The sequence below is a fragment of the Pseudarthrobacter sp. CCNWLW217 genome, from assembly GCF_037203985.1.
In the GTDB taxonomy this organism is placed as follows: domain Bacteria; phylum Actinomycetota; class Actinomycetes; order Actinomycetales; family Micrococcaceae; genus Arthrobacter.
On record NZ_JBBCBT010000020.1, the window covers coordinates 39041 to 64832 of the forward strand.

Consider the following 25792-nt stretch of genomic DNA (forward strand, 5'->3'; position numbering starts at 1 on the left):
CAGTGGGCTAGCTGGTGGCGGCCAAGGCGGCTTCGAGGAGCTGGACCGATCGCCTCGCGACCTCGACGGCGGCGTCCACGGAGGACTGGTCATAGCTGCCTTCGGGCGCCAGGAAGTTCATGGAGCCGATAGTACGGCCGCCGCTCACCACTGGAACGTTGACAATCGCGCCACACCCCAGCGATTCAATGGTTCCGGAGTCGAAGAAGAAGGCCCTGACCGCTTCCCTGTCAGCGCCCAGGAATGGCTGCTGGCCGATGAGGACCTGCTCCAGCCACACAGGATTGGTGTCCCCCGCGAGGGTTTTTTTCCCGCCTATCGGGTAGACCTCGGGGTGGGTGGTGTAAATGCGAGCCATGCTGCTGCCTTCGTCGGCGATCACGGAGGCAGTGAAGAGGCGGACGCCGACGGTGTCCCGCGCAGAGGCGTAGACGTCGTCGAAGGATTCAAACTGGGAACTCATGGGAGTCCTTTCTGGTTTCGTACGGGGCTGGGAGTGTTGGTTTCTCTTGTGCTGCCGCCGCCAGCACGGTGAGGATCAAATGGACGGACAGCAACTCGGACGGATTGTCCAACGGGACGCCGAGTTCCCGTGCACGGCTAAGCCGGGCCTGGAGGGTGTTACGGTGCACATCGAGTGCAGCCGCTGCGAGGCTTACCGAGCCGCGGTGGTCAAGGAACGCTGCTACGGCTGCCACTATCGCCTCCCGGTCAGGAGAGGTCATCAGCCGTGGAAGGGTCAGCTCAGCCACCAGTGCCACGGCGTCCTTGTCGACAAAAGTAAATGCCGCCGCCACGCCCAGACCGGCAAAACCCAATACCGTACCCGGGCCCGCGGACCGGGCTGACACAGCAGACAGCCGGGCCTCCTGAATGATGGACGGAAGCGGCGGAGCCTCCTCCGCCCAGCGGGACAGGCCGGCCACCAGGCCCAGCTCGGCCAAGGCAGGCTGGAGCCGTGCCTTGAGCCGGAGTTCAAGCTGTGAAACAACTGCCTGGTGTGCGGCCGGAACAAGTGCCAGCCAGCCGCCGTCGACCTCCGCCAGAGGACTGCGTGCAGCGACCTTACGCCAGAGCAGCCTCAGCACAGCCGTTAGGTCGTTACCTGGCGCGTGCACACCGCTGCGACAGATCCAGATAGCCGCGTAGCGTTCGTCCCTGCGCCAACCCAGCTGTGAGAGGAGATGCCGGTGATCTTCCTCGAAGGCGGTGCCGGAAGAACCTGGGCCTTGGTTTAGCCTGGCCAGTGCCGCAGTGGGAACAGCGCGGACCGCATCCCGGGAGTTGCCCACCAACCATGCGGCCTTAACCGAAGGAGCCGCTACTTCGAGGATCGACCGAACGAGCCGTAGGTTGTGTACGCCGGAAGCGGGTACACGGGCGGTGAGGGCTGACGGGACGGCGGCGTTGGCCGCGCCAATGTCAACCGTGATGACCTCGGCCGAATCCCGCGGGGCAGCACCGGCTGAGGCGAGGATGACTCCGTCGTATTCCAGCGAAACGCCCACGCCATCCAGTTCACCGGATATGGTCTTGAGGACGTCAGCGAGTGTACTATCCTTGGCCACTGCACGGGCGAACCGGGCGAGCTCGGCATCCACCACGGACAGGGCGGCACCGATTTCAGCTGCCAGAGACAACGCGACTTCGGCCGGATTTCCCTCCGCAGCCAAAAGCGTGATGCCCAGTCGTTCAGCCAGGCCGATCACAGCGTTGGAATAGGTGCTCCCAGCCACGACGACGGCACTGGCCCGCCGCTCCCAGGCATGCCGCAGTGCGGCGGACACAAGCCAACCACCCGAGCCCATTTCTGTCGAGAGGACCACAACAGTGTTCGGCCGCACGCGCTGGATCGCCTCAAGCTGGGAGACAAGAACAACGCTTTCTATAAGTGCGCTGGTGGGGGTGAGGTACAGCGGGGTGGTGCTGCGAAGCGACCCGTGCGCCAGCAGTCCCGCCACATCGAGCCGCGTGTCCTTGATCGACCTACTCATGGCGCCGCCTTGGATGTTTGAGTGGAATGCCGAACGCAGCCGGCTCGGCCAGATCCAGTCCCGCCTCCGAATACCATTGCGGCGCAGCATTGAGTTTTAGCACATCCACAACGTTGCCTACCCGGACGTCGTCCAGGTTGGCCACAGAGCCGTGCTCGGGGTTGAGGAGCGTCACCATGTCAGGGACGGCTGCCGCTACGGCACCGTCCACAAGCACCAGCAAAATCTCATTCTGGACCTCCAGCCGGATGATCTGCCCGGTGGTTTCATCCTCCAGGGTCATACTGGATGGTTGGGCCGGGAGTCCAAGGTCGGTAGGGCGGGACAGGCCTTCGATGTGGCTCACCCGCGCCCGTGAAATCCGCGTCACGCCCAGGAAGTCGGCGAGCGACAGGAACTTGCTCTCCGCCGAGGTTTCGGCGTCGAGGATCTGTCCTATCCGGATCATCCGGCTGATGGAGCCGTGCACTCCGTGCTCCTTCAGCTCACGCGCGGAGCATGGATACATGACAGTGGCGGCCCAGCCGCCGAGCTCGGTGACGAGCGCGCGGACCAGTGTCTCGGCACGTTGCGGATCACTGGCCTCCACCAGTGCGCGCTCGCCGGTTACCCCCATGAGCGCTATGGGGCCAATGGCCACCCCGCCGATATTCAAGGTGGTCTGGCTGATGAGGGGGAAGACGCGCCCCATGGGGTCGGAGTCGATCACGGGAAGCGAGGACTGCAGCCCCACCATGAGCGGAATGATTCCGTTGATGTTGGCAGCGGCGAGCGAATAGATGGCCCGCACCTTGCGGCCGAGTCTGGTTTCGATCGCATCGATACAGCCAGTGAACTCGTCACCCACCGGGGGCATGTCAGCGATGAACAGGCCTTGGGTCACCATGCCCACTGCCACTACCAGGTCATCTGGAGCGAGTTCATCCACGGTGACGAGCTCCACGGACTGGTCCTTCATGGCCTCCTGGATCATGCCGGCGTAGATATGGATGGCGGTGGGATCGATGGCGCAGGCCAGGAAATGTGCACCGGTCCGGAGGTGCCCGACGTCTTCAGCCGTGAGGACCGTGCTCATGCCGTGGCCTCCATAGCTTGTGCGGTCGACGCCAGTTCCTCAGAGCCGGAAGTCCCGCCCGCGGCCTGGACCCGGATCCGGACGATTCCGGGATTCCCATAGGGCATGGCGAACACATTTGATTCGATGATGCGGGTGTCTGTGGGGCTCGCGCCCAACTGGACCGCGGCCGACCGGGCTTCCTCTTCCACGCGATGCTGTACCCGCTGCAGATCCGCCTGTCCGCTGACCCTCTCGAGCCTGTCGATCCACGCCGTCAGCGGTGCCGCGGCACAGCCTATGAGGGTCAGGTCCGGAGCAGCTGGAAGTGTTGGCGCCAGGCCGAAGTCAGGCGGGGTGTCCTGGCTGGTGCGGACGTCGGCGACCACAGACGGGATGCCGGGCCGCACCGGATGGTTGGCAGTGTACGGCTCCACGATGGCGGCGTTGGTGGCAAGGCTCGCTGCATACCCCTGCCGGATGAGGCTGTGGGAAACCGGAAGACCGCGGCGGGTGTTGCCCACGCTCACGCCCGCATCGGTGCAGACAACTACTTCGCCGTCAGGCAATCCGCCCAGCGTTGCTGCGCCGAGGATTGCCATTGCAGGATCCGGGTGGAGTCCGTGCACGGGAGCTACTGCCAGCCGCGAAAGGGGTGCCCGGCCGCCGTCGTTCCTGGCATAGGAAAGTGTGGCAGCGGGGAAGTGGCGGCGTCCCGCCTCTTCCAGCATTGCCGCCAGGTCTTCGCCCGATTGCATCAGGGCACTATTAAGGATGGCTGTGTAGTCACGGTCGCGGAACACGCTTGAGTAGAAATCACTGGAGATGCTGATCCGCATGTCGCTGTTGTTCGACAGGATGGCATCCGCGATACGCGTTTCGTGCTCCGGGGAGGCGGTGGAGCCGACGGCGGTGATGGCTACGTTCCGCAGGGGCCCAGACAGGATGGAGGGCAATTCCACCAGGAATGCTTTCAGGTCCAGCGGCGCGAGGGGCCGTCCCCGCAGGTCGTGGCCGCCGCGGACGTGCATGGTCCTGATGACCGCAGGCTCAATGAGCGCCGGCAGGACGGTGTTGTGGAACCGATCAGCCGGAGGACGGGGGGAGATGCGGATAGCGACGACGTCCCCTGGCTGCCCCGCAGCGAGCACGCGTCCGACGTCGGCCGTTACGTCTGTGATCCGGGTCCCGAACTGCAGGCGTAACGCGGACAGCACCCGGTCCAGCGCCTCAGCCAGGCTGCCGGCCTGCAGCTGTTCGGCCACGGAGATGACGGAGCGTCCCTCCAGAACGAGCGCCCGGCAACTGGTGCCCTGGAGCATCAGTCCTATCCGCATTGCCGGGCCTCCTGTTCAACTTTCTGCCGGGCCCCTGCCCCGCGGTGCATCCATGTCATATCTCTAGGGTCCACCCTGGACAGTCATCTGGTGGCTTTGCGGAAGAACAATCCGTCGGCTGCAACGGCCACCAGGATGAGGACACCTGTCACCACCTGCTGGTAAGTGGTATCCCAATGCAGCAGGTTGAAGCCGTTGCTGATGACGGTGAGGATCATGACTCCCACGAAGGCCCTCCACATTGCACCCTGTCCGCCGAGGATGCTGGTTCCGCCGATGACCACAGCGGCGATTGCGGTGAGCTCTATGCCGATGGCCATGGCCGGCTGGGCCGATCCGGCGCGGGAGGCCAGAATCATCCCGGCCATTGCCGAGCAGAGGCCGCTGATAGCGAAGACCGCAACGTGGATTGAGCCCGTTCGGATGCCGCTGAGACGGGCAGCTTCCCGGTTGCCGCCCACGGCGTAGATCCTGCGGCCAAAGGTGGTGCGCCACAGAACAATTCCCAGGACCGCGGTCATTGCCAGCATCAGTACCGAGCCTGCGGTGAGGCCGAAGATGCTTGGCCAGGTCCAAGTCTGGAACGATGCAAGCTGGTCAGGCAGCGGTGCCACAATTGCGCCGCCAGTGATCACGATGGCCAGGCCCCGGTAAATGATGCTCACAGCCAATGTTCCGATGAACGAGTTGACCTTCGTGCTGACCACGATCAGCCCTGTGACGGTCCCCAACAGGGCGCCCACCAGCAAGGCTCCGAAGAACCCTGCCGCAACACCGAAGTGCTGGGTGAGAGTCACCCCCGAAATGGCGGAGACTGCGAGGGTTGCGGTCGAAGAAAGGTCAAAGACCCCGCTGATGATGCACAGCGTGGCTGCCGCGGCGAGCAGTCCCACGACGGCGGCCTGGTCGAACAGGTTGATGAAATTGCGGCCCGTGAGGAATGTTCCGGTGTTCAGGGCCAGGAACAGCATGATGGCGGCCAGGCCAAAAACGATTCCGAAATCTTTGAGATTCAGATTGAACTTTTTTTCTGCCGTTGAAGGCACGGCAACTGCTGTTGTGCTCATGTGGATTCACCTATTTCAGGAAAGCGGAAGTCATGACTTCGTCGCGGGAGGCGTTTCGGTCGAACTCGGCAACAATGCGCCCGTGCCTCATGACATGGATACGGTGGGACAGGCCGAGCACTTCCTCGAGCTCGGAGCTGACCACGATGACTGCTGTACCCTTAGCAGCCAGTTCAACGATGATGCTGTGGATCCGGGCCTTGGCTGCGATGTCCACTCCCCGGGTGGGTTCATCCACCAACAGCACTGCCGGAGGATCCAACAGCCATTTGGCGAAAAGCGCCTTCTGCTGGTTCCCGCCGGAAAGGTTGGCAATAGGCTGTCCCGGGCGGGCGCCGCGCAGGTCAACTGACTTGCTGACGTCCTTGACGGCCGCCCTTTCCCGCCGTGCACTGACGAAGCCGGCCCATGACCGGCCGGACAGGGTTGAGAGGGCAATATTCTCTGAGGCTGGGCGGGACATGACCAGTCCTTGTTCTTTCCGCGACTCCGGAATGAGCGCGATACCTGCTTTGATGGCGTCCCTGATGGAGCAGGCGCGGAGGCGGTGGCCGTTGATCTCGACGTAGCCGCCGGTGGTCCGGTCTGCACCGAAAATGGCGAGCAGGGTTTCGCTGCGGCCGCTGCCCACGAGCCCGGCGATGCCCAGGATCTCTCCGCGACGGACCTCAAGAGATATGTCGCTAACCTTGGTGCTGGTCAATCCGGCAACCCGAAGAACCGTCTCAGCTTGGGAGTGAACCTGCGGCACTTCGGGGAGGAGGAAATCGACCTCCCGGCCAACCATCAGCCGCACGAGCGACTCCGGCGTATGGCCGGCAGCGTCTTCGGTGACGATGTGCTGTCCGTCGCGCAGAATGGTCACCCGGTCCACCAAGTCCAGGACTTCCTCCAGGTAATGGGAGACGATGAGGACGGTGGTCCCGGCGGAGGCCAGCCTTTTGATAACCTGCAGGAGTTTTTCCTTCTCGGCCTCGTTGAGGACCGCGGTGGGTTCGTCCATGCACAGCACCTTCGCCCCGCGGCCGAGGGCTTTCAGGATTTCCACCTGCTGCTGCTGGCCGATAGGGAGATTCCCCACGGTTGCCCGGGGGTCCAGGTCAAAACCGGTCTCTTCCAACAGCCGGGCGAAATGGTCACCGTCCTTGTTGGGGAGGAGGAGGCTTCCACTGTGGGCCCAGCGGCCTAGGAAGACGTTCTCCAGCACCGATAGGTTGGGGATCAGTGCCAATTCCTGGGAGATGAGGGAAATCCCATGGGAGATGGCGTCCCGTGGGGTTGTGATCCTGACCGGGTTTCCGTCCAATTCCATGGTGCCGGAGTCCGCCATGATGGCACCGCCCAGGATTTTGAGCAGGGTGCTCTTTCCTGCGCCGTTTTCCCCCATGATGCCGTGGATTTCCCCGGGGGTTACCGACAGTGTGACGTCATTCAGCACCGTGGTTGCACCGTAGCGTTTGCCGATTCCGGAGACGGTGATCTCCGGTGCGGTCCTCCGGCTGGCATGCTCGCGTTTTTCCAACTGTTGTATCGCCATGTTGACCTCTGGAAATGGAAGGGAGTTGAGGGCCGGATCCCCGGGGCCGAAGCGGTCAGGCTCCGGCCCCGGGGTTGCCCCCGGGAGGTGGCTGGACTAGTCCGAGTACTTTGAGACGTAGTTCAGGGCATCGAGTGCCTCTTTGGTGCCCTTGCTGTTGTTGGGGGCCAGGCTGGCTTCGTCGATGGCAGTTTCCACTTGCTTGCCCCGCGCCTTGGCGAGCCCCAGTTCGGTGGCCTTGGCGCCGTTGGCTACGACGTCGCTGACGTAGATGGAGAACCATTTACCGGACCGGACCGCTTCCACATTGGAAACGGATGCACCGTTGCCGATGAACTTGATGTCACTGTTCCCGGCGGCTGCGGCGGCGCCGGTGATGGCCTGGGATGCGCCAATCACCACGTCAACATCAGGGTTCGCCTGTGAGACGTTTTGGAATGCCTGGCGGCCGGTGTCCTGGGTGTACCCGCCTTCGACGCTGGCCACGAGCTTGATTTTCGGATCGGTGGCCAGTTCCGTCTTCACGGCATCGGTCCGGGCGTTATCCAGGGGCATGGCCTTGAAGCCTTCGAGGTAGGCCACCTTGCACGTGTCGCCCGGCACCGTGGCGCAGGCTTGCTTGCCCATCTCGCCGAGCACCTTGCCGTTGCGGGTGGGGAGGTCCACGATGCTGATGGCACCAGGGACCTGCGCCTCGATGGTGTCGAACTTTGGCCCGATGACCGAGAATTCGACAACCACCGTGATGCCCGCCTGTACGGCCTGCGTCAAAGGTGCGATGAGGGCCTGGTTGTCATTGGCCTGGACCACGATCACCTCGAACTGCTTGGAAGTGACGGCGTCCTGGATCTGCTGGACCTGGGTCTGGGCACTGAAATTGGAGTCCACAAAGGTGGCGCTGGCGTTGTTGGCTTTGGCCGCCTGCTCCACGCCGAGGTACGTGCCCTGGGCAAAGCCGTTGGATTTGGCAAAACCGAAGAATCCAACGTTGAGTTTCTGGTCTGCACCGGCAGCCACTGCTTCTGTGGTGCTGCTTTGGGCGGGCGGGGTGCATGCTGAGGTCAGCAGGGCGAGGCTCATGAGGGCCATCGCTGCGGCTGGACGCTTGGTGATTTTCACAGTTAATCCTTTCTGTCGTGGCGTTTAGTAGCCGTAGTGGGTCTTGGCGAAGTCCTCGGTGATGAAACCGTTGACGATGTCGTACTCAATGTCTTCGCGGGAGCGCTTGGAGACATCTCCGAAACCGCCGCCGCCCCCGACGGCCAGGCGGACGACGTCGCCGGCCTTGATTTTCCGTGCGTTGGCCTTCAGCGTCCGGACCTCGTCGTGTCGGCCGGGATTGATCACCACTTCCGGGCCCTGGGCGTCAGAACCACCGAAGAGGCCCCAGGCGGGCGTCTTGGACCTTTCGAACCACAGCCCCACGACGCAGTCGGCGAGGAACTCGTATTCACGGACAACTCCGTTGCCGCCCCGCCACTGCCCGGGGCCACCGGAGTTCGGGCGGATGGAGTACTCGTTGATCCGCAGGGGGTAACGGGTTTCCATCATTTCGATGGGCAGGTCCTTGAGGGACCCGTTGACGTTGTTGATCATGGCGGATTCGCCGTCGGTACCCTGCCAGGCGCCCCAGCCGCCAAGGGTGGCTTCCATGCTGACGAAGTTCCGGCCGAAGCGGGGGTCGAAGCCGGCGGCAGTAATGATCATTGAGTCACCATGGCTGGCGCTGGCCACCCGTTCAGGCATGGCGGGTGCCATTGCCTTGGAGACCAAATCGATCAGCAGCCCGAGATGCGAGAAGTACCACTGGCATGGTGCCGGTGCCACGGCGCCCAGCACCGAGCCGGAACGCACCTGGGTGGTCATGGGGCGGAAGGATCCGCCGTTGGAGTTGGAGTCCGGGCTGACGAGGAGCTTGTACCCCACGCGCAGGGCCGAGACGGCTTGGGCTGCGCCGCAGTTGACCGGGCCCATGGTCTGGTCGGCGGAGCCGGTGACGTCGAAGTCGACAGTGTCGCCGGCGACGGTGATCTTCAGCCTGATCGGGATGGGGGTGTCCAGGTTGATGCCGTCGTTGTCCAGGACGCCTTCGGCTTCGTACACGCCGTCGGGGATGTTGCGGACGGTCTCGCGCTCAATCTCCTCCGTCTGGCGGAAGATCTCATCGCGTGCGGCATCGAGCTGCTCCATGCCGTACCGGCCCACCAGCTCCTTCATCCGGGTGGTTCCCATCCGGAGTGCGGCGATCATCGCGTGCATGTCGCCGATGGTCTGGTAGGGGAAGCGGACGTTGGTGCGGATCAGGTCCACCACGGAGGTTTCAATGCCGGCTTCCATGAGCTTGACCGGCCCCATACGGAAGCCTTCCTGGAAGATGTCCGTGGCATCCATCGAGCCGCCCACATCCTTGGACCCCATGTCCATCCAGTGCGCGCGGGTGGCGGCGAAGCCAACCACCGAGCCGTCGTCAAAAATCGGCGCGAAGATGGTGACATCGTTCAGGTGCGTTCCGCCGAGGTAGGAGTCGTTAAGGATCCACACGTCCCCTTCCTGCCAGACCTCGCGTCCGTACAGCTCCTCCACAGCAATGGAGCACGTTTCCAGGTTGCCGAGGAACAGTGGGAGCCCGGCGGACTGTCCGAGTACGCGGTGTTCGGTGTCCAGCAGCGCCACCACACAGTCACCGCCCTCGTAGAGGATGGGTGAGTAGGCGGAGCGGATCAGGGTGGCGTTCATATCGTCCGCGGCGCTGGTGAGCGCGTTGCGGATGATTTCCACGGTTACGGGATCCAGGGTTTTGACTGCAGTGATTGTCATTAGTGGTACCTCAATTTCCTTCTGCGTCTTCAGTGCGGATGACCAGGGAGCCGAACTCGTCGACCGTGACGTTGAACCCGGGCGGCACCACGGTGGTGGCGGTCTGCTCCACGATGATGGCGGGACCTTCAAAGGTGTGCCCGGCGGCCAGGTCGTCGCGGCGCACCACGGTGGTCTCGTGTTCCACGTGGTCAAAGACCACCCGGCGCATTTCGTGCTTGAACTCGGGGCTCTGCGCGGTTGCGAAGAGCGGTGCCTCCAGCCGGCCCAGGTCGCCTACCGCCTGGGTCCGCAGTGCGACGATCTCGATGGGGGCGCCCAGGTTGGAGTGCCCGTAGCGCTCGTGGTACATCGCGGAGAAGCGGACCGCCAGGTCGGCGACGAAGCCCTCTGACTCGGGTTCGTCGGCGGACGTGAGGGGGACGTTCAGTGAGAATTCCTGGGACTGGTAGCGCACGTCCACGGAAGCGGTTGTTTGGCGGCTTTCCTCAGGGACGCCTTCGGAAACCAGGGACGTCAGGCCCTCCACTTCCATCCTTCGCAGGACACCGGCCATGTCAGCCACGTCGATGTCTTCGTCGAGGAAGAAGTACGGTTCGGAGAAGTCCTTGCGGATGTTCGTCTGCAGCATGCCCCACGCCGAAAACGCGCCGGGGAAACGGGGAACCACGGTTTCCGGGATCCCGAGTTCCTTGGCGAGGAAGACCGCGTGCATGGGCCCAGCGCCGCCGAACGCGACGAGGGCAAAGTCGCGAGGTTCGATGCCCCGGGAGATGGTGATGGTCCTGATGGCCTGGGCCATCTGGGAGTTGGCTACGTCGCAGATGCCTTCGGCCATGGCGATCGGGTCCAGGCCGAGCTCGTCTCCCACTGTCTTCAGGGCCGTGATGGCCGCTTCCCGGTCCAGGGCAACCTGTCCGCCTGCGAACCAGTCGGGGTCCACGCGGCCGAGCACCAGGTTGGCGTCGGTGACGGTGGGCTCGGTGCCGCCGCGGCCGTAGCAGGCCGGCCCGGGGGTGGCACCGGCGGACCGGGGTCCGACCCGGAGACCCCCGGCTTCGAGCCATGCAACAGAGCCGCCGCCGGCTCCCACAGTATGGATGTTGACGACGCTCATGAGCATCGGCAGGCCCTCAAGGTGGGCTTCGGTGGACACGTCGGGTTTTCCGTCGACAACGAGGGAGACGTCAAAGGAGGTCCCGCCCATGTCAACACCGATGAGGTTGCGGTTGCCGGACACGCCAGCCAGTTCGACGTCGCCCATTGCGCCGCCGACCGGCCCGGACAGCAGCGTCTGAAGGGGACGCTTGCGGGCGGACTCTGCGGTGAGCACGCCGCCGGAGGACTGCATGATGTGCAGCGGGGCCTCCACGCCGCGGTCCGCGAGCTTCTCTTCCAGGTCCAAAAGATAATTGCGGACCACGGGGCCCGTGTAGGCCTCAACCACCGCGGAGGAGGTGCGCTCGTATTCGCGCCACTCCTTGGCTGCTTCATGTGAAAGCGAAACGGTGAAATCCTCGCCCAGTTCTTCAAGCAGGATTTCACGGGCACGAAGTTCATGGGCCGGGTTCTTGTAGCTGAAGAGGAATGCAACGGCAACGGCGCCGTATCCCTCATCCTGTGCCCGGCGGGCTGCTTGGCGGACGGCCACTTCGTCAAGCGGCCGGATCTCGTGGCCCTGACCGTCGAGGCGTCCGCCGACGCCGATGACGTCCTTCCGCTCGATCAGGGGAGCCGGCTTGCGGTACTGGGCGTTGTAAAGCTCCAGGCGGGGGCCGCGGGCGATGTGGTAGGAGTCCTCCACGCCTGCAGTGGCCAGCAACAGTACTGGAACGCCGCGACGCTCAAGGAAAGCGTTAAGGCCTTGGGTGGTGCCATGCACCAGGAATTCGATATCGGAAAGGTCGGTAACAATCGATTCGAGGCCGGCGATGACGCCGGCGCTCAGGTTGCCCGGCGTGGTGGATGCTTTCGTCGCCTCGTAGGTCCCTGCGCTCTGGTCATACGCCACGATGTCCGTGAACGTTCCGCCGATATCCATCGACACCCTGTAGTTCGGCATGTGTATCTCCTTATGGTTCTGGTGGAACTTGGTGTGTGGAAAATCACGTTAGACAGGGGGCCTTCCGGAACGCGGTGCATCATGCACAATCTGGGGCTAGGAGATAGGGCTCCCTGCCTAAAGAGGCCCTTGGAAAGCCCATTCAGCAGGGGATCCTGGCACCTGAGAAATTGGGGAGTGGATTTCTTGTTTGGGTGCTTGACGCGTTCATAGCGGCGCTCTTAGCCTTGTCCTGCCGCTGCGGGGGCGGCAGGACTGACCCGCGCGTAACCCGCTGACGGACTCCGTTAGGGTGGATGCGTGCGAGCCATCCTTCAGCGGGTCACCCGAGCCGAGGTCACCGTCGACGGCGAAACGGTGGGGTCCATTGACCGCCCGGGACTCGTTGTCCTGGCCGGCGCCACCCACACGGACACCTTGGACGATGCGGCGGCCCTCGCCGCCAAGATATGGACCTTGCGGATCCTTGAGGGTGAGAGGTCGTGTGCCGACCAGAACGGGCCCCTGCTGGTGGTCAGCCAGTTCACGCTGTACGCCGACACACGGCGGGGAAGGCGCCCCTCCTGGTCGGACGCGGCGCCGGCGGACACCGGCGAGCCCTTGATTGAGCACCTGGTCGCTTCCCTGCGCGGCCTTGGGGCAGAGGTTTCCACCGGGCTGTTCGGGGCCATGATGCAAGTGTCCCTGGTCAATGACGGACCGTTCACGATCAGCCTCGACACCGCCGATTTTTCAGCTCCCCGCCGCGGCTGAGCATCCGGAAGTTCTGGGCACCGCGGCCCTGAGGTCGGTGAATACGCTCTCCGAGAACCGGCCCAACTTCTCCTCCACAGGCACGGATCATCCCCAGCAACCAGACGTAAACTGACGTTCGCACCACCTCTCATCTGACTCCGCCAGGACAGAACCTTTGGAGCCGCCATGCTCTGGAAACTGCTTGTTGAATACCTGCGGCCGCACCGGCAGCTACTGGTCGCCGTCGTGGTTTTCCAGCTGGCGCAGTCCATTGCGTCCCTGTACCTGCCCACCCTGAACGCGGACATCATCGACGAAGGCGTGGCCAAGGGGGACACCGGCGTCATCCTCAGCCTGGGCGCCCTCATGCTGGGAATCACGCTGCTGCAGATCATCTGCGCCGTGATTGCCGTTTATTTCGGCGCGAAGGCCGCCATGGGCACAGGCAGGGACCTGCGCGCCGCCATCTTCAAACGCGTGGGGGAGTTCTCCGAGCAGGAAGTCACCAAGTTCGGCGCGCCGAGCCTGATCACCCGCTCCACCAACGACGTCCAGCAGGTGCAGCAGCTGGTGCTGATGGGTGCAACCATGATGGTGGCCGCGCCCATGCTCGCCATCGGCGGGGTGATTATGGCGGTGCGTCAGGACGTGCAGCTGTCCTGGCTGATCGCCGTCGCCGTGCCCGCCCTGATGATCGGCGTGGGGCTGATCATTGTCCGGATGGTGCCGCTGTTCCGGAAGATGCAGAAGCGGATCGACACCGTGAACCGGGTGCTCCGCGAGCAGCTCACCGGCATCCGGGTGGTGCGCGCGTTCGTCCGCGAGGACATCGAAACCGCCCGCTTCGCGCAGGCGAACGACGACGTCACGGACACCGCGCTGCGGGCCGGCCGGTTGATGGCACTCGCGTTCCCCGTGGTCATGCTGGTGCTGAATGTCTCGTCCGTGGCGGTGATCTGGTTCGGCTCGTTCCGGATCGAGGACGGCTCCATGCAGGTGGGCACCCTGATCGCGTTCCTGAGCTACCTGATGCAGATCCTGATGTCCGTCATGATGGCCACGTTCATGGCGGTGATGATCCCGCGCGCGGCGGTCTCGGCGGACCGGATCGGCGAAGTGTTGGGCACGGAGTCGAGTGTCCGGCCGCCGAAGAAGCCCCTCAGCAGTGCGGTGCGCCGCGGCGAGCTGGAAATGGTCGACGCCGGATTCGCCTACCCGGGTGCCGACCAGCCCGTCCTCTCCGGCATCAGCTTCACCGCCAAAGCAGGGCAGACGACGGCGATCATCGGCAGCACGGGCGCGGGCAAGACCACCCTGGTGAACCTTATGCCGCGGCTGTTCGACGCCACCACCGGCGCGGTGCGGATCGACGGCGTGGACGTGCGCGAGCTGCACCCGGACCTGCTCTGGGGGCATATCGGCCTGGTGCCGCAGCGGCCCTACCTGTTCACCGGCACCGTCCGCAGCAACCTGCAGTACGGCAAGCCGGATGCCACCGAGGACGAGCTCTGGACCGCGCTGGAGATTGCCCAGGCCCGGGACTTCGTGGAGGAGATGGAGGGCGGGCTGGACGCGCCCATCTCCCAGGGCGGCACCAACGTCTCCGGCGGGCAGCGGCAGCGGCTGGCCATCGCCCGGGCTCTGGTGAAACGGCCCGAGCTGTACATTTTCGACGACTCGTTCTCCTCGCTGGACACGGGCACCGACGCCCGGCTGCGGCAGGCGCTCAAGCGCAGCACCGCCGGCGCCACGCTGGTGATTATCGCCCAGCGGGTCTCCAGCATCGTGGACGCGGACCAGATTTTAGTGCTCGACGGCGGCAGGATCGTGGGGCGCGGAACGCACAGTGAGCTGCTGGAGACCTCGGAGACGTACCGCGAGATCGTTTCCTCCCAGCTGGCAGCGGAGGAGACGGTATGAGCTCGCCGCACCGGCCGCCGTCGGGCGCTTCCCCCTCAGGCGCCACCGGCGGAACCGCAGCCGCCGCACCAACCGGGGCTGCCGGCGTCGGACGCATCCCGCGCCCCGCCCGCGGACCGGGGCAGGGCGGTCCGTTCGCGGGCATGAACGTGCCCGCGGAGAAGGCGATGAACTTCGGGCCGTCGGCCAAGCGGCTGCTGGGCACGCTGCGGCCGGAGCGGGCGTGGCTGCTGCTGGTGCTGGTGATGGGGATCGCGAGTGTGGCGCTCTCGGTGATCGGGCCGCGGCTGCTGGGCGAGGGCACCAACCTGATCTTCGCCGGGGTGGTGTCGCGGGAGTTGCCGGCCGGGGTGAGCAAGGCGGAGCTGATCGCGCAGCTGCGGGCCGCGGGGGAGAACCAGCGGGCGGACATGCTCACGCCCATGTCGCTGACGCCGGGGCAGGGGATCGACTTCGCGGCGCTGTCCAGCGTGCTGCTGTGGGCGCTGGTGCTGTACGTGCTGGCGTCGGCGTTTATGTGGGTGCAGGCGTATGTGCTGAACGGGGTAGTGCAGCGGACGGTGTTCGGGCTGCGCGAGGAGATCGAGGCGAAGATCCACCGGCTGCCGCTGCGGTATTTTGATTCGATCCAGCGAGGTGAGCTGCTGAGCCGGGTGACCAACGACGTCGACAACATCTCCCAAAGCCTGCAGCAGTCCATCAGCCAAGCGGTCACGTCCGTGCTGACCGTGGTGGGGGTGCTGGTGATGATGTTCATCCTGTCGCCCGCGCTGGCGCTGATCGCGCTGGTGACCGTGCCGCTGACGCTGGGGATCACGGCGCTGATCGCCAAGCGCTCGCAGAAGCTGTTTGTGGCGCAGTGGAAGCACACGGGGGAGCTGAACGGGCAGATCGAGGAGACGTACACTGGGCATGCGCTGGTGAAGGTGTTCGGCCGGCAGCGCGAGGTGGAGGAACGGTTCCGGCAGAAGAACGTGGAGCTGTACGACGCGAGTTTCGGCGCGCAGTTCATTTCCGGGCTGATCATGCCGGCGATGACGTTCATCGGGAACCTGGTGTATGTGGGGATCGCGGTGGTGGGTGGCCTGCAGGTGGCGTCCGGGGCGATGCAGCTGGGAGATGTGCAGGCGTTCATCCAGTACTCGCGGCAGTTCACCATGCCGCTGGCGCAACTGGGGTCCATGGCCAACCTGCTGCAGTCCGGGGTGGCGAGCGCCGAGCGGGTGTTCTCGTTGCTGGACGAGGACGAGCAGTCTGCTGATCCTGCTTCCGGGGTTTCTGTGGACGGTGCGGGGCGGGGGCGGCTGGTGTTCTCGGATGTGTCCTTCTCGTACTCGCCGGATAAGCCTTTGATTTCCTCGCTTTCTTTGGTGGCGGAGCCGGGGCAGACGGTGGCGATTGTGGGGCCAACCGGGGCGGGGAAGACCACGCTGGTGAACCTGATGATGCGGTTCTATGAGCTGGATGCGGGGCGGATAACGCTCGACGGCGTGGACGTCACCTCGGTGCCGCGCCGGGAGCTGCGCTCGCGGCTGGGGATGGTGCTGCAGGATACGTGGCTGTTCGGCGGGACTATTCGGGACAACATCGCGTACGGGCGGCCTTCTGCTACCGAGGCGGAGATCCTGGAGGCCGCGCGGGCGACGTACGTGGACAGGTTCGTGCGGTCACTTCCTGATGGTTACGACACTGTTTTGGAGGACGAGGGGTCCAACGTATCCGCGGGGGAGAAGCAGTTGCTGACGATTGCGCGGGCGTTCCTGGCACGGCCCTCTGTTTTGATCCTGGACGAGGCCACTTCTTCGGTGGATACCCGGACCGAGGTGCTGGTGCAGAAGGCTATGCGGGCTTTGAGGAGCGATCGGACTTCCTTTGTGATCGCGCACCGCCTGTCCACCATCCGCGACGCCGACCTCATCCTGGTGATGGAGGCCGGCCAGATCGTGGAGCAGGGGACGCATGCTTCGCTGCTGGCTGCGGGCGGGGCTTACGCGAGGCTGTACGAGGCGCAGTTCGCGGCTCCGGTGGCGGAGGTTTAACCTTTCACCGGGCCGCGTGTGACGTCCTGTCAGAAGAACGCAAGGTTGTCCACAGGCCATCCCTCTGGCACCTGGCCTTACACACGCTCTAGGTCCTTGCCGGCGTTTAGGCTTAACGAATTTCACGAATACTCAGCCGCGCCGGTGCAGCAATCGGCGATAGCACCTAAGAAGGCGGCGGCTTTGGCTTCTTGGAGCGCGCCTCTGCGAGAGACGAATAGCTAGTAGACAAATTTACAACTTCGCTGACACCCGGGTGCCAATTGAGGCATTGCTTTGGAGATACTCAAGACTTGGCCCAAGCCCTGATAACGATCAGCGATTTTAGGAGCGTGGCCCGCCGGGGCAAAGTGACTCTGCACCTTGTCTTCAACGAAGGTGTAGGGACTCCATTACGGTCTGAAGGCTCGGGGTGTAGTTTTTCCGAGACTGGAGGGAGACGGTCCGAAGACGGGGAAGTTGTAGCAATGGAGACAAGTCTCCGTCCCCGATTTTCGTTGACCCGTAGCCGTGGAACTCTTCAAGCTCCTGCAGTCCGGACAGAGGGCGTATCGAATCGATCTCGCCGCAATCACCAAGATTCAGAAATTTGAGTGTGGTGAGCCCCTTAAGGGGTCTGACGTCTCTAATTCCTTTGCAGGCAACCAACTCGAGCTTCTGCAGTGGCGCTGTTACCAATCCTAGTGCTGAGATGTCGCGGAGTGCAGTCGCAAGATATACCCCAACTTCAGTGAGGTGTGTCAGATCCTGTTGTCCGTCCAAGGAGATGAGCTTGGGCCGGTCCTTGAGTCGAATGCTTTCAATCACGGAGTTGGCCGCGAACGTCTTCAGGTCAGTAGAACTGAAGTGACGAAGGAATACTGTTTTGAGCTCCTCCAACGTCGAGAGTGTGTCTGAAACCTGTCCCCAGTCTGCGCCGAGACTCGTAATCTTTGGTAATCGTGAAAGATCAAGAGAAGCCGGGGGTGCAGTAAGTACGTCAAGTTCCCTCAGAGTTCCGCTCAATCGATACACAGGGGAAAGGTCCGAGATATTCCTGGCTAGGACCTTCAACCGGGTTATTGGCCAAGCATCTATGAATCCTAAGTTCGGTTCGCTGAACCCAAAGGCCGCGTTAAGGACCAAACCGTCAGCAGTGCCGGTAGCGATGACATCTTGGCACGCGGATGTCCACGGCCCCTTTACGACTAGATCTACACCTACGTCAGAATGCTCCAACTCGTATTCCAATGAATTCACTCCCCTAAAGTACTCGACTATCGAATGTAGGGCTGGTTAGGCATAAGCCATATCGGTTGGGCCCGATCGGATTGACTAAGTTGTCGAGATTCTGGATGCCACCATGACGATCGATGACTTGCTGCTCTGCGATTTCGCGCTGTGTCTTTCCTCCCGTGACTGGAATGCGGGTGGCTGCGGCTGCTTGCTGTGGTGTGATCTTTCCACTGCGTACATGTTGACCAAGTCGCCTCTCGATGTTTCTGGATTGACCCACATTTTTTTCCTCCCGTCTGCGTAGCTGTGACGTCGGCAGTCTGAAGCGCAGTTCGCGGCGCCGGTGGCGGAGGTTTAGGGGCATCATCGTTGCCGTCGTCGTGTGAACGACGGGCTATACGACCTCTTCGATCCACCAAGTCCCTTCGAGCCCTTCAGGACGGATCTTCTCAAAGGACGTTTCGTAGATTTCCAGAATTCGAAATACAACTCCATACGCTGCCCAATCATGGACGCCACCGTATTTATCCGAGTAGGAATCCCAGATTTCATCGCCCTCGGCCTTCGGCAGCTGAAATTGTGCCCCGAACGGCCCCCTCGAATCATGGGAAAAGCCGTCATAGAGAACCACAACGTTTCCATCTACTACCGAGATCTCACCCGGCCTCAAGGTCTGGGCGAGCTCCGAATCAGCAAAAATCCTCCGGACCTCACCAAGGATTGAAGAATGCAGGTCCAGCGAATCAGTCATCTGATGATTATCCCGATTGCCACTCGTGCCACCAGTGGCATTGGCTGTCGTCGCCTACCGACGCGCTCATAGCAGATCATCAGAGCTGCTTAGTCACCAGCGCAGATCAAATCAGCAACTCTTGCGCTCAGATTGGATTGCCACCACGTATGAATAAGGACTTGACCCGTTGGACGTGCAACATTCGGCACGCCAAATGACGCTTCCTTTGCGTGTGTTAGCTTGATCACCGTCCTTCCGGCCTGAAGGCTTCGGAAGGCCCAAATTCACCGCAGCTACCTTTTCGGAGGCACCATGGGACTTGGCTCCCACACACAACGAAGTGATCGGGCTATTGCGGCCTATCCGCTCGACACGGCAGTCGCAGACGCCTGCACCGGTCGAGCCGCTATTGGCACTGGGAACCCGGCCCGGCCCGCAACCATATCCAAGGGAGGTGCTGCATGACACCACCGAACGGAACTCTCGCAGAAACCAAGCCCGATGGAACAGAGGGGTCTTCCCTTGCGATAGGGGCAGTTCACGCTTCCGGCGAATCCACCAACGAACTCAAGCGCGGGCTAAACCACCGCCACCTGCAGATGATCGCCATTGGCGGAGCGATCGGTACCGGGCTGTTTGTGGCCTCGGGCAGCACCATTTCCCAGGCGGGTCCCGGCGGTGCGTTGGCCGGCTACGCGTTGGTCGGGCTGATGGTGTTCCTGTTGATGCAGTCACTGGGCGAGATGTCGGCCAAAATTCCGGTTGCCGGTTCGTTCCAGTCTTTTGCCACCCGTTTCGTCTCTCCGTCCTTTGGGTTCGCGATCGGCTGGAACTACTGGTTCAACTGGGCCATCACGGTGGCCGCGGAGCTGGTCGCGGCCGGAATCATCATGGACTTCTGGTTCCCGGGGGTCCCGGGATGGGTGTGGGCCGGGATCTTCTTGTTGGTGCTGACCGGGCTCAATGCCCTCTCGGCCAAGTCCTTTGGTGAGTCGGAGTTCTGGCTCTCGCTGATCAAGGTCAGCGCAGTGGTGCTCTTCCTGATCGCCGGGGTGCTGATGATTTTCGGCATCCTCGGGGATAACTCTCCGGGACTGAGCAACTGGGAAAACCGCGAAGACGTGTTCCACGGGGGTTGGGTCTCGATCATCTCGGTCTTCATGGTTGCCGGGTTCTCCTTCCAGGGCACCGAGCTCGTCGGAGTCGCCGCCGGCGAAGCGAAGAACCCGCGCCGCGAGGTGCCGAAGGCTATCCGCACTGTCTTCTGGCGCATCATGCTTTTCTACATTGGAGCCATCTTCATCATCGGCTGCCTCATCCCGTTCACGGATCCGAGCCTGCTGGCCTCCGGTGAGTCCGATATCGCATCATCGCCCTTTACCCTGGTCTTCGATCGCGCCGGAATCGCCTTCGCGGCGGCCTTGATGAACGCCGTGATCCTGACTGCAATCCTGTCCGCGGGCAACTCCGGACTGTATGCCTCCACTCGGATGCTTTACGCAATGGCCCACGACGGCATGGCCCCGAAGATCTTCGGCCGAACCAATGCGCGTGGTGTGCCGGTCGCGGCGTTGCTCGCGACGGCGGCCGTCGGACTCTTCGGGTTCCTCTCCGCGATCGTCGGGCAGGGTGCGGCCTATTCTTGGCTGCTGAACATGTCTGGCCTATGCGGCTTCATTGTCTGGGCGGGAATCGCGGTCTCCCACTACCGTTTCAGGCGCGGCTTCCTGGCCCAGGGAAACAAAGTCAGCGACCTGCCGTACAAGGCATCCCTGTTCCCTATTGGCCCACTGCTGGCCTTCGCCCTGCTGATACTGGTCATCGCGGGACAGAATTACGAGGCTGTGCTTGCAGGCCGGTCCGCGGAAGTGCTTTCCTCCTACATCGGGTTGCCTGTCTTCATCGTTCTATGGCTGGGTCACCGCTACATCACCAAGTCCAAAGTAGTGCCGCTGCTCGAGATGGATCTCACGGCACCTAAGGACGTCGAGGACGAATCTAGGGGCGCCACCCAGTAACTCGGCCAGAACAGAGGGAAGCTGGGTGAGAATTGCACCCGGCTTCGCTCTCTTCCCCAGGTCAGTAACGGGTGGGTGGCCTGCAGGTGGCGTCCGGGGCGATGCAGCTGGGCGACGTGCAGGCCTTCATCCAGTACTCGCGGCAGTTCACCATGCCGCTGGCGCAGCTGGGGTCCATGGCTAACCTGCTGCAGTCCGGGGTGGCGAGCGCCGAGCGGGTGTTCTCGTTGCTGGATGAGGATGAGGAGTCTGCTGATCCTTCTTCGGGTGTTTCTGTTGATGGCGCGGGGCGGGGGCGGCTGGTGTTCTCGGATGTGTCCTTCTCGTACTCGCCGGATAAGCCTTTGATTTCCTCGCTTTCTTTGGTGGCGGAGCCGGGGCAGACGGTGGCGATTGTGGGGCCCACCGGGGCGGGGAAGACCACGCTGGTGAACCTGATGATGCGGTTCTATGAGCTGGATGCGGGGCGGATAACGCTCGACGGCGTGGATGTCACCTCGGTGCCGCGGCGCGAGCTGCGCTCTCGGCTGGGGATGGTGCTGCAGGATACGTGGCTGTTCGGCGGGACCATCCGGGACAACATCGCGTACGGGCGGCCTGGGGCTACTGAATCCGAAATTTTGGAGGCGGCGCGGGCGACGTATGTGGACCGGTTCGTGCGGTCACTGCCCGACGGGTACGACACGGTTTTGGAGGACGAGGGTTCCAACGTGTCAGCCGGGGAGAAGCAGCTGCTGACGATTGCGCGGGCGTTCCCGGCCCGGCCCTCTGTTTTGATCCTGGACGAGGCCACTTCTTCGGTGGATACCCGGACCGAGGTGCTAGTGCAGAAGGCTATGCGGGCTTTGCGGTCGGACCGGACTTCTTTTGTGATCGCGCACCGCCTGTCCACCATCCGCGACGCCGACCTCATCCTGGTGTTGGAAGCCGGCCAGGTCGTGGAGCAGGGGACGCACGCCTCGTTGCTGGCTGCGGGCGGGGCATATGCGCGCTTGTATGAGGCGCAGTTCGCGGCTCCTGTGGCGGAGGTTTAAACGTTAGGGTTTGGTCTAGATAGCGAGGAAGTTATCGGGCATCAGTCGAATGAGTACGGGTGCCAGTATCTTCTCTCCATCGGGGAGAATGCGTTGATTGGGGAACCCTCACTGCCAGCGCGGCATGTCGGAGCAAAGGACGGACATACTCCACGCGGGGCTGACGGCATGACGTCTCCGCAAGCTCGCGGCGCGGCGGACAATGCAGGGGCGAGCCGCCGGGAAGGGAGAGAAATTCAGATAAGGGGGCTTGCACGTCCACAGGACGCGGGAAAACATCTAGGCTTTCTATACGGGGGGAGGTTGAAGCGATGACAAATGGGGTTGGGCGGCCACATCTAGCGGACGCGACTGATCTTGAGCGATGGGCCGATCAGCGGTCGGCACAGGCTGACCTTCCTCGTCTTGTCCGGAGGCTCATCCGGCACGAGAACGACCAGGTCCAACGCGTCGAGATGCGCGGCGGGGAGGGCGTTGGACTCCCCGGGTTTGACGGCGTGGTGGAGGCTACGCGTGCGACTTCATTTGTGCCGGACGGCCTCAGCGTCTGGGAGATGGGCACGAGCGAGAACCCCACTCGAAAAGCCACAGAAGACTACAACACTCGCTCGGCTGATTCACTTCGAATCGATAAGGCCTCGGCAACATTCGTCTTTGTCACTCCTCGTCGGTGGCCAAGGAAGAAGGACTGGGAGGACAGACGTCGGCAGGAAGGGCAGTGGCGCGATGTCAGGGTCCTCGACGCAGACGACATCGAGCAGGCGCTGGAGGAGGCTGCAGCGGTACGCATTTGGCTGTCTGAGCTGTTGGACATGCCTGCGCTTGGCGTGGCGACAATCGAAGAATGGTGGCGTCGCTTCTCAAACGGTTTCGACCCACTGCTTACACCGGATGTGGTGCTTGCTGGACGCGAGGATAGCGCTGCGGCCCTGCTTCGACGATTGGCTGTGGACGTCGGTCGGACGTTCATCAAAGCCGCGAGTGTCGATGACGGCCTAGCGTTCGCCGCGTGCGCCATGATGGCACAAGGCATAGAGCAATCCGAACCAATGCTCTCACGGTCGTTGCTTGTGCACGACGGGTTATCCCTGCGACGTCTAGACAGCACATCAAGCCTATTGATCCTTTTGCCATACGAAGAGAACCTCCAGCGCGAGGCGCAACTCGTGCAGAACCATCATGTTGTCTTCGTCGTCACGGATGGCGACGCGGAAATTGAATTGCTGCCTCTCGACCACCTGTCCCTTCATGCAGCGCTGCGTCAGGCCGGGGTGAATGAAGCTGACCTGGACAGGTTCGCCCGCGCTGGCGTTAAGAGTTTGCTCGCCCTCCAGAGAGTGGCAACTAGATTTGGTCAGCTCGACCCGGATCAGTGGACGCAGGACCTTGCACAACGCCCGCTGCGCCGTGCATGGCTTGCTGGTGCCTGGAGCCAACTGCGGAGTGGGGATGTGGACATTCTGGAGGGCCTCACAGGCATCGATCAAGAAAGTCTTGCGGAGCAACTAGAAGCCGTTGCTCGCCAAGCAGATCCAATGTTCACGCGGGTTGGCGGGACATGGGCTGTTGCAGCACCCGAGGACTCTTGGCGAACCGCTCGGCACAGCATTCGCGAGACGGACCTGGATGCTTTGGAGGTCGCCGTTCAAAACGTGCTCGGTGCAGTTGACCCACGTCTGGAACTGCCTCCCGAGGACCGGTGGAGCGCCGCAGTCTACGGAAAGACCAGGGTTCACTCTAGCGACTTGCGCAAGGGTTTAGCACGTTCGGTGGCGCTGCTCGGGAGTCGGGGTGACGAGGTTCGCCTACCAGGGGGGCGTTCCGCGAGGCAATGGGCCGAGCGCGTCGTTTGGAGATTGGTAAGTCGGGCTAATCAGGACAACTCCGCGCAGTTGTGGGCATCTATGGATGATGTGATACCGCTACTGGCTGAAGCGGCACCTGACGTCTTCCTTCGAGCGGTCGCCGATGCGGCCAGCGGCTCCGAGCCACTACTTCGAAAGCTCTTCCAAGACCAGGATGAAAGTTGGCATGCAAGCAGTCCCCACACAGGGCTCCTTTGGGCACTGGAGTGTGTTGCGTGGTCGAACCGACACATGGGCTTCGCCGCTCAGGTCCTTGCGTCGCTCGCCGAAATTGATCCCGGCGGCAAGCTTAGCAATCGACCTGCAGCTAGTCTGCGCGACATTTTTCGTCCCTGGTTGCCCCAGACTTCAGCGCCAGCAGAGAGCCGCGTGATGACTCTTGATGCGTTGCTTCATCGCCACAGGGAGGTCACATGGGAGTTGATGCTCCGCCTCCTTCCCGGTCAGACAGAAGTCGGTATGAACACCTACAAGCCGCGCTTCCGCGATTGGGTCGTACCCGAAGAGCGAACCGCTACCTACGCGGAACTCTTCAGCTTCCTAGATGTAATCTCGGAACGACTCGTCCAGGTGTCCGATGAAGAACCACAGCGGTGGATACAGGTTGTCGGGGCTTTCGATCGGTTGCCGGACGAGGGAAAGCGCGCGGTGCTAGCAAGACTGGTTCTTCTTCGCCGGGAGGATTTAGAGCCGGAGGTAGTCACCGCCCTTTGGGACGCGATTGAAGACTTCGTGCGGAAACATCGGCAGTATCCCGACGCGGAGTGGTCGCTTCCTGATAGATGGCTGGTGCCCCTGGAAGCTGTCGCCGAAGCTTTGAAGCCCGCTCGTCCAACCGAAGCTTACCGATGGCTCTTTGACGACTGGACCCCAAACATTGGCATCTCTGTTAGCGACGACTTCGCCACATACGACGCCGCTGTAAAGCTGGCGCGCGAAGCTGCGGCAGAGCAGATTATTAATGAGCAAGGGTTTGACGCTATGGTGCAGCTAGCGAGCGAGGTATCCCTTCCCCGGGCGCTGGGTCAAGCCGCGGCAGAAATCGACGAACTGCACGACGCTGAAGCGCTGTCCTTCCTAGACAGTGAGGACGGCCAACGCGTCCAGTTTGCAGACGGGTTCGCTCGCGATCGTTTCGCTGGCACCGTCGAAGATGTTCGCCCTTGGGTCGAGCATTTCAGTGACCGCCCCATTGTCCAAGCTCGTCTTTTGGACACCATCTTGGACGTCACAAAGGCGTGGGACCTTCTCTCAGCGCTGGGGGAAGAGGTAGATGCCGCCTATTGGGCCGAGTTCGTGCCCTACGGACGCGGCGCGGATTTTCAGCACGTCAACGAAGTCGCCCGCCAGCTTCTGCGCCACGGTCGGGTCGCGATGGCTGTCCACACCCTGAGCTTGTTCGCCGAGCGTCTCGCAGGTGATGTTGACGTCAGCATCGTCATGGACGCTCTGAACCAGTTCGGAACAGTTGAGGACGCAGAAAGGGGTCGAGTTAAGGAGCACGACTTGACTAAGCTCCTAAACTACGTCCGGTCGCACGTCGTTGATGATACGGAGATTGCCCGCTTGGAGTGGAAGTTTCTTCCCGCTCTGCACTACGAATCCAAAGCATTGTCACTTCAGCGTCTTCTCGCGCGCGACCCGACATGGTTCGTGAGTCTTATCGAACTGGCGTTCAAACCGGCGAATTCGAGGCGTGGTGAGCCGCGTGAAGTCAACGCAGCATTAGCTGCAAATGCATATCGGCTGCTGCGTGAGTGGCATGTCGTACCTGGTACGACACCAGACGGCACCGTGGACGGTGCCGCCTTACAAGCTTGGCTAGACGACGTACGAGTTCGTCTAGCGGACAGCGATCGCGTTGAGATCGGGGAGCTGCAGATTGGCGAAGTGTTCGCTTACGCGCCAAGCGATCCCGACGGGACTTTCCCCACTCGACCTGTGCGAGATGTTCTTGAGTCGGCGCCAAACGATCGCTTGGAACGTGGCTTTACAATCGGCCTTCACAACAAGCGGGGGGTAACTTCGAGGGGCATGACGGAAGGCGGGAAGCAGGAATATGAGCTCGCGGATGGCTACGAAGCATGGGCACTGCTTGTCGACGCCACATATCCGCGAACGGCCGCCGCGCTTCGACTTGTCGCGGAGTCCTATCGCGATGAGGGCCGTCGTAACGATGATGAGGCTCGTCGGTTCTTGGAAGGGCTCGACTCGTAGTTAGGGTGACGCGACTCTAGATGTAGTTTCCCAACCCGGCAAGACCGCCATGAAGAGCCGATAAAGCACATAAAGAGGGCTGGCCGGGGATTCACCAACGCACGCAACTACAAAACGCGTATCCTGATGCGCAGTGCCGCCAGAACAG

General features: G+C 62.5%; 16 protein-coding genes and 1 pseudogene. 6 read left to right on the forward strand and 11 right to left on the reverse strand.

All coding sequences use genetic code 11. The features are described from left to right. Positions 1–7 precede the first annotated feature (7 nt). From V9L18_RS19225 to V9L18_RS19265, 9 genes are all read right to left on the reverse strand, one after another. A complete protein-coding gene (locus tag V9L18_RS19225) occupies positions 8–463 on the reverse strand; it encodes a GAF domain-containing protein (RefSeq protein WP_337348755.1) in 456 nt (151 codons plus the stop codon). Further along, positions 447–1994 carry a helix-turn-helix domain-containing protein gene (locus V9L18_RS19230; protein ID WP_337348756.1) on the reverse strand — a complete coding sequence of 516 codons (1548 nt, stop codon included), beginning with the start codon at positions 1992–1994 and terminating at the stop codon, positions 447–449. Before V9L18_RS19230 ends, V9L18_RS19225 begins: the two co-directional genes overlap by 17 nt. Further along, positions 1987–3069 carry a DUF917 domain-containing protein gene (locus V9L18_RS19235; protein ID WP_337348757.1) on the reverse strand — a complete coding sequence of 361 codons (1083 nt, stop codon included), beginning with the start codon at positions 3067–3069 and terminating at the stop codon, positions 1987–1989. Before V9L18_RS19235 ends, V9L18_RS19230 begins: the two co-directional genes overlap by 8 nt. Beyond that, the gene (locus V9L18_RS19240) at positions 3066–4385 is read right to left on the reverse strand and encodes a methylhydantoinase (RefSeq protein ID WP_337348758.1); all 1320 of its coding nucleotides are present in this window, start codon (positions 4383–4385) and stop codon (positions 3066–3068) included. The genes V9L18_RS19235 and V9L18_RS19240 overlap by 4 nt, the downstream gene beginning before the upstream one ends. An 83-nt stretch (positions 4386–4468) precedes the next feature. Further along, a complete protein-coding gene (locus V9L18_RS19245; RefSeq protein ID WP_337348759.1) occupies positions 4469–5452 on the reverse strand; it encodes an ABC transporter permease in 984 nt (327 codons plus the stop codon). 10 nt (positions 5453–5462) lie between these two features. After that, positions 5463–6989 carry a sugar ABC transporter ATP-binding protein gene (locus V9L18_RS19250; RefSeq protein WP_337348760.1) on the reverse strand — a complete coding sequence of 509 codons (1527 nt, stop codon included), beginning with the start codon at positions 6987–6989 and terminating at the stop codon, positions 5463–5465. A 96-nt stretch (positions 6990–7085) separates the two neighbouring features. Further along, positions 7086–8108: a sugar ABC transporter substrate-binding protein gene (locus tag V9L18_RS19255; RefSeq protein ID WP_337348761.1), complete on the reverse strand. Its 1023-nt coding sequence runs from the start codon at positions 8106–8108 to the stop codon at positions 7086–7088. 24 nt (positions 8109–8132) lie between these two features. Further along, positions 8133–9806, reverse strand: a complete 1674-nt coding sequence (locus V9L18_RS19260; protein WP_337348762.1) for a hydantoinase B/oxoprolinase family protein — start codon at positions 9804–9806, stop codon at positions 8133–8135. A 10-nt stretch (positions 9807–9816) separates the two neighbouring features. Next, positions 9817–11868: a hydantoinase/oxoprolinase family protein gene (locus tag V9L18_RS19265; protein WP_337348763.1), complete on the reverse strand. Its 2052-nt coding sequence runs from the start codon at positions 11866–11868 to the stop codon at positions 9817–9819. A 300-nt stretch (positions 11869–12168) separates the two neighbouring features. Between V9L18_RS19265 and dtd the strand changes: the two genes are divergently transcribed. The 3 genes from dtd to V9L18_RS19280 all read left to right on the forward strand — a co-directional run bounded on the left by dtd (position 12169) and on the right by V9L18_RS19280 (position 16562). Beyond that, the gene (dtd, locus tag V9L18_RS19270; RefSeq protein ID WP_337348764.1) at positions 12169–12621 is read left to right on the forward strand and encodes a D-aminoacyl-tRNA deacylase; all 453 of its coding nucleotides are present in this window, start codon (positions 12169–12171) and stop codon (positions 12619–12621) included. A gap of 168 nt (positions 12622–12789) precedes the next feature. After that, positions 12790–14523: an ABC transporter ATP-binding protein gene (locus V9L18_RS19275; RefSeq protein WP_337348765.1), complete on the forward strand. Its 1734-nt coding sequence runs from the start codon at positions 12790–12792 to the stop codon at positions 14521–14523. Further along, positions 14520–16562 (forward strand): ABC transporter ATP-binding protein, encoded by a 2043-nt coding sequence (locus V9L18_RS19280; protein WP_337348766.1) that lies wholly within the window; start codon positions 14520–14522, stop codon positions 16560–16562. The genes V9L18_RS19275 and V9L18_RS19280 overlap by 4 nt, the downstream gene beginning before the upstream one ends. A gap of 369 nt (positions 16563–16931) precedes the next feature. Here V9L18_RS19280 and V9L18_RS19285 read toward each other — a convergent pair whose 3' ends face one another. Next, positions 16932–17801 carry a hypothetical protein gene (locus tag V9L18_RS19285; RefSeq protein ID WP_337348767.1) on the reverse strand — a complete coding sequence of 290 codons (870 nt, stop codon included), beginning with the start codon at positions 17799–17801 and terminating at the stop codon, positions 16932–16934. Between the two features lie 370 nt (positions 17802–18171). Next, a complete protein-coding gene (locus V9L18_RS19290; RefSeq protein WP_337348768.1) occupies positions 18172–18528 on the reverse strand; it encodes a hypothetical protein in 357 nt (118 codons plus the stop codon). A gap of 443 nt (positions 18529–18971) precedes the next feature. Between V9L18_RS19290 and V9L18_RS19295 the strand changes: the two genes are divergently transcribed. From V9L18_RS19295 to V9L18_RS19305, 3 genes and pseudogenes are all read left to right on the forward strand, one after another. Next, positions 18972–20528, forward strand: coding sequence for an amino acid permease (locus V9L18_RS19295; RefSeq protein WP_337348769.1), 1557 nt, complete (start codon positions 18972–18974; stop codon positions 20526–20528). 71 nt (positions 20529–20599) lie between these two features. Continuing rightward, positions 20600–21562: pseudogene (locus V9L18_RS19300) on the forward strand (ABC transporter ATP-binding protein); the annotation flags it as partial. A 554-nt stretch (positions 21563–22116) separates the two neighbouring features. Beyond that, positions 22117–25644 (forward strand): hypothetical protein, encoded by a 3528-nt coding sequence (locus tag V9L18_RS19305; protein WP_337348770.1) that lies wholly within the window; start codon positions 22117–22119, stop codon positions 25642–25644. The last annotated feature ends 148 nt before the right edge of the window (positions 25645–25792 follow it).

Bases quoted from the DNA above. Each gene is read 5' to 3' on its own strand.
- V9L18_RS19230 (WP_337348756.1), bottom strand. From the start codon at position 1,994: ATGAGTAGGTCGATCAAGGACACGCGGCTCGATGTGGCGGGACTGCTG.
- V9L18_RS19265 (WP_337348763.1), bottom strand. From the start codon at position 11,868: ATGCCGAACTACAGGGTGTCGATGGATATCGGCGGAACGTTCACGGAC.
- V9L18_RS19275 (WP_337348765.1), top strand. From the start codon at position 12,790: ATGCTCTGGAAACTGCTTGTTGAATACCTGCGGCCGCACCGGCAGCTA.
- V9L18_RS19280 (WP_337348766.1), top strand. From the start codon at position 14,520: ATGAGCTCGCCGCACCGGCCGCCGTCGGGCGCTTCCCCCTCAGGCGCC.
- V9L18_RS19250 (WP_337348760.1), bottom strand. From the start codon at position 6,989: ATGGCGATACAACAGTTGGAAAAACGCGAGCATGCCAGCCGGAGGACC.
- V9L18_RS19245 (WP_337348759.1), bottom strand. From the start codon at position 5,452: ATGAGCACAACAGCAGTTGCCGTGCCTTCAACGGCAGAAAAAAAGTTC.
- V9L18_RS19290 (WP_337348768.1), bottom strand. From the start codon at position 18,528: ATGACTGATTCGCTGGACCTGCATTCTTCAATCCTTGGTGAGGTCCGG.
- V9L18_RS19305 (WP_337348770.1), top strand. From the start codon at position 22,117: ATGGGCACGAGCGAGAACCCCACTCGAAAAGCCACAGAAGACTACAAC.
- V9L18_RS19240 (WP_337348758.1), bottom strand. From the start codon at position 4,385: ATGCGGATAGGACTGATGCTCCAGGGCACCAGTTGCCGGGCGCTCGTT.
- V9L18_RS19225 (WP_337348755.1), bottom strand. From the start codon at position 463: ATGAGTTCCCAGTTTGAATCCTTCGACGACGTCTACGCCTCTGCGCGG.
- V9L18_RS19260 (WP_337348762.1), bottom strand. From the start codon at position 9,806: ATGACAATCACTGCAGTCAAAACCCTGGATCCCGTAACCGTGGAAATC.
- V9L18_RS19235 (WP_337348757.1), bottom strand. From the start codon at position 3,069: ATGAGCACGGTCCTCACGGCTGAAGACGTCGGGCACCTCCGGACCGGT.
- V9L18_RS19295 (WP_337348769.1), top strand. From the start codon at position 18,972: ATGACACCACCGAACGGAACTCTCGCAGAAACCAAGCCCGATGGAACA.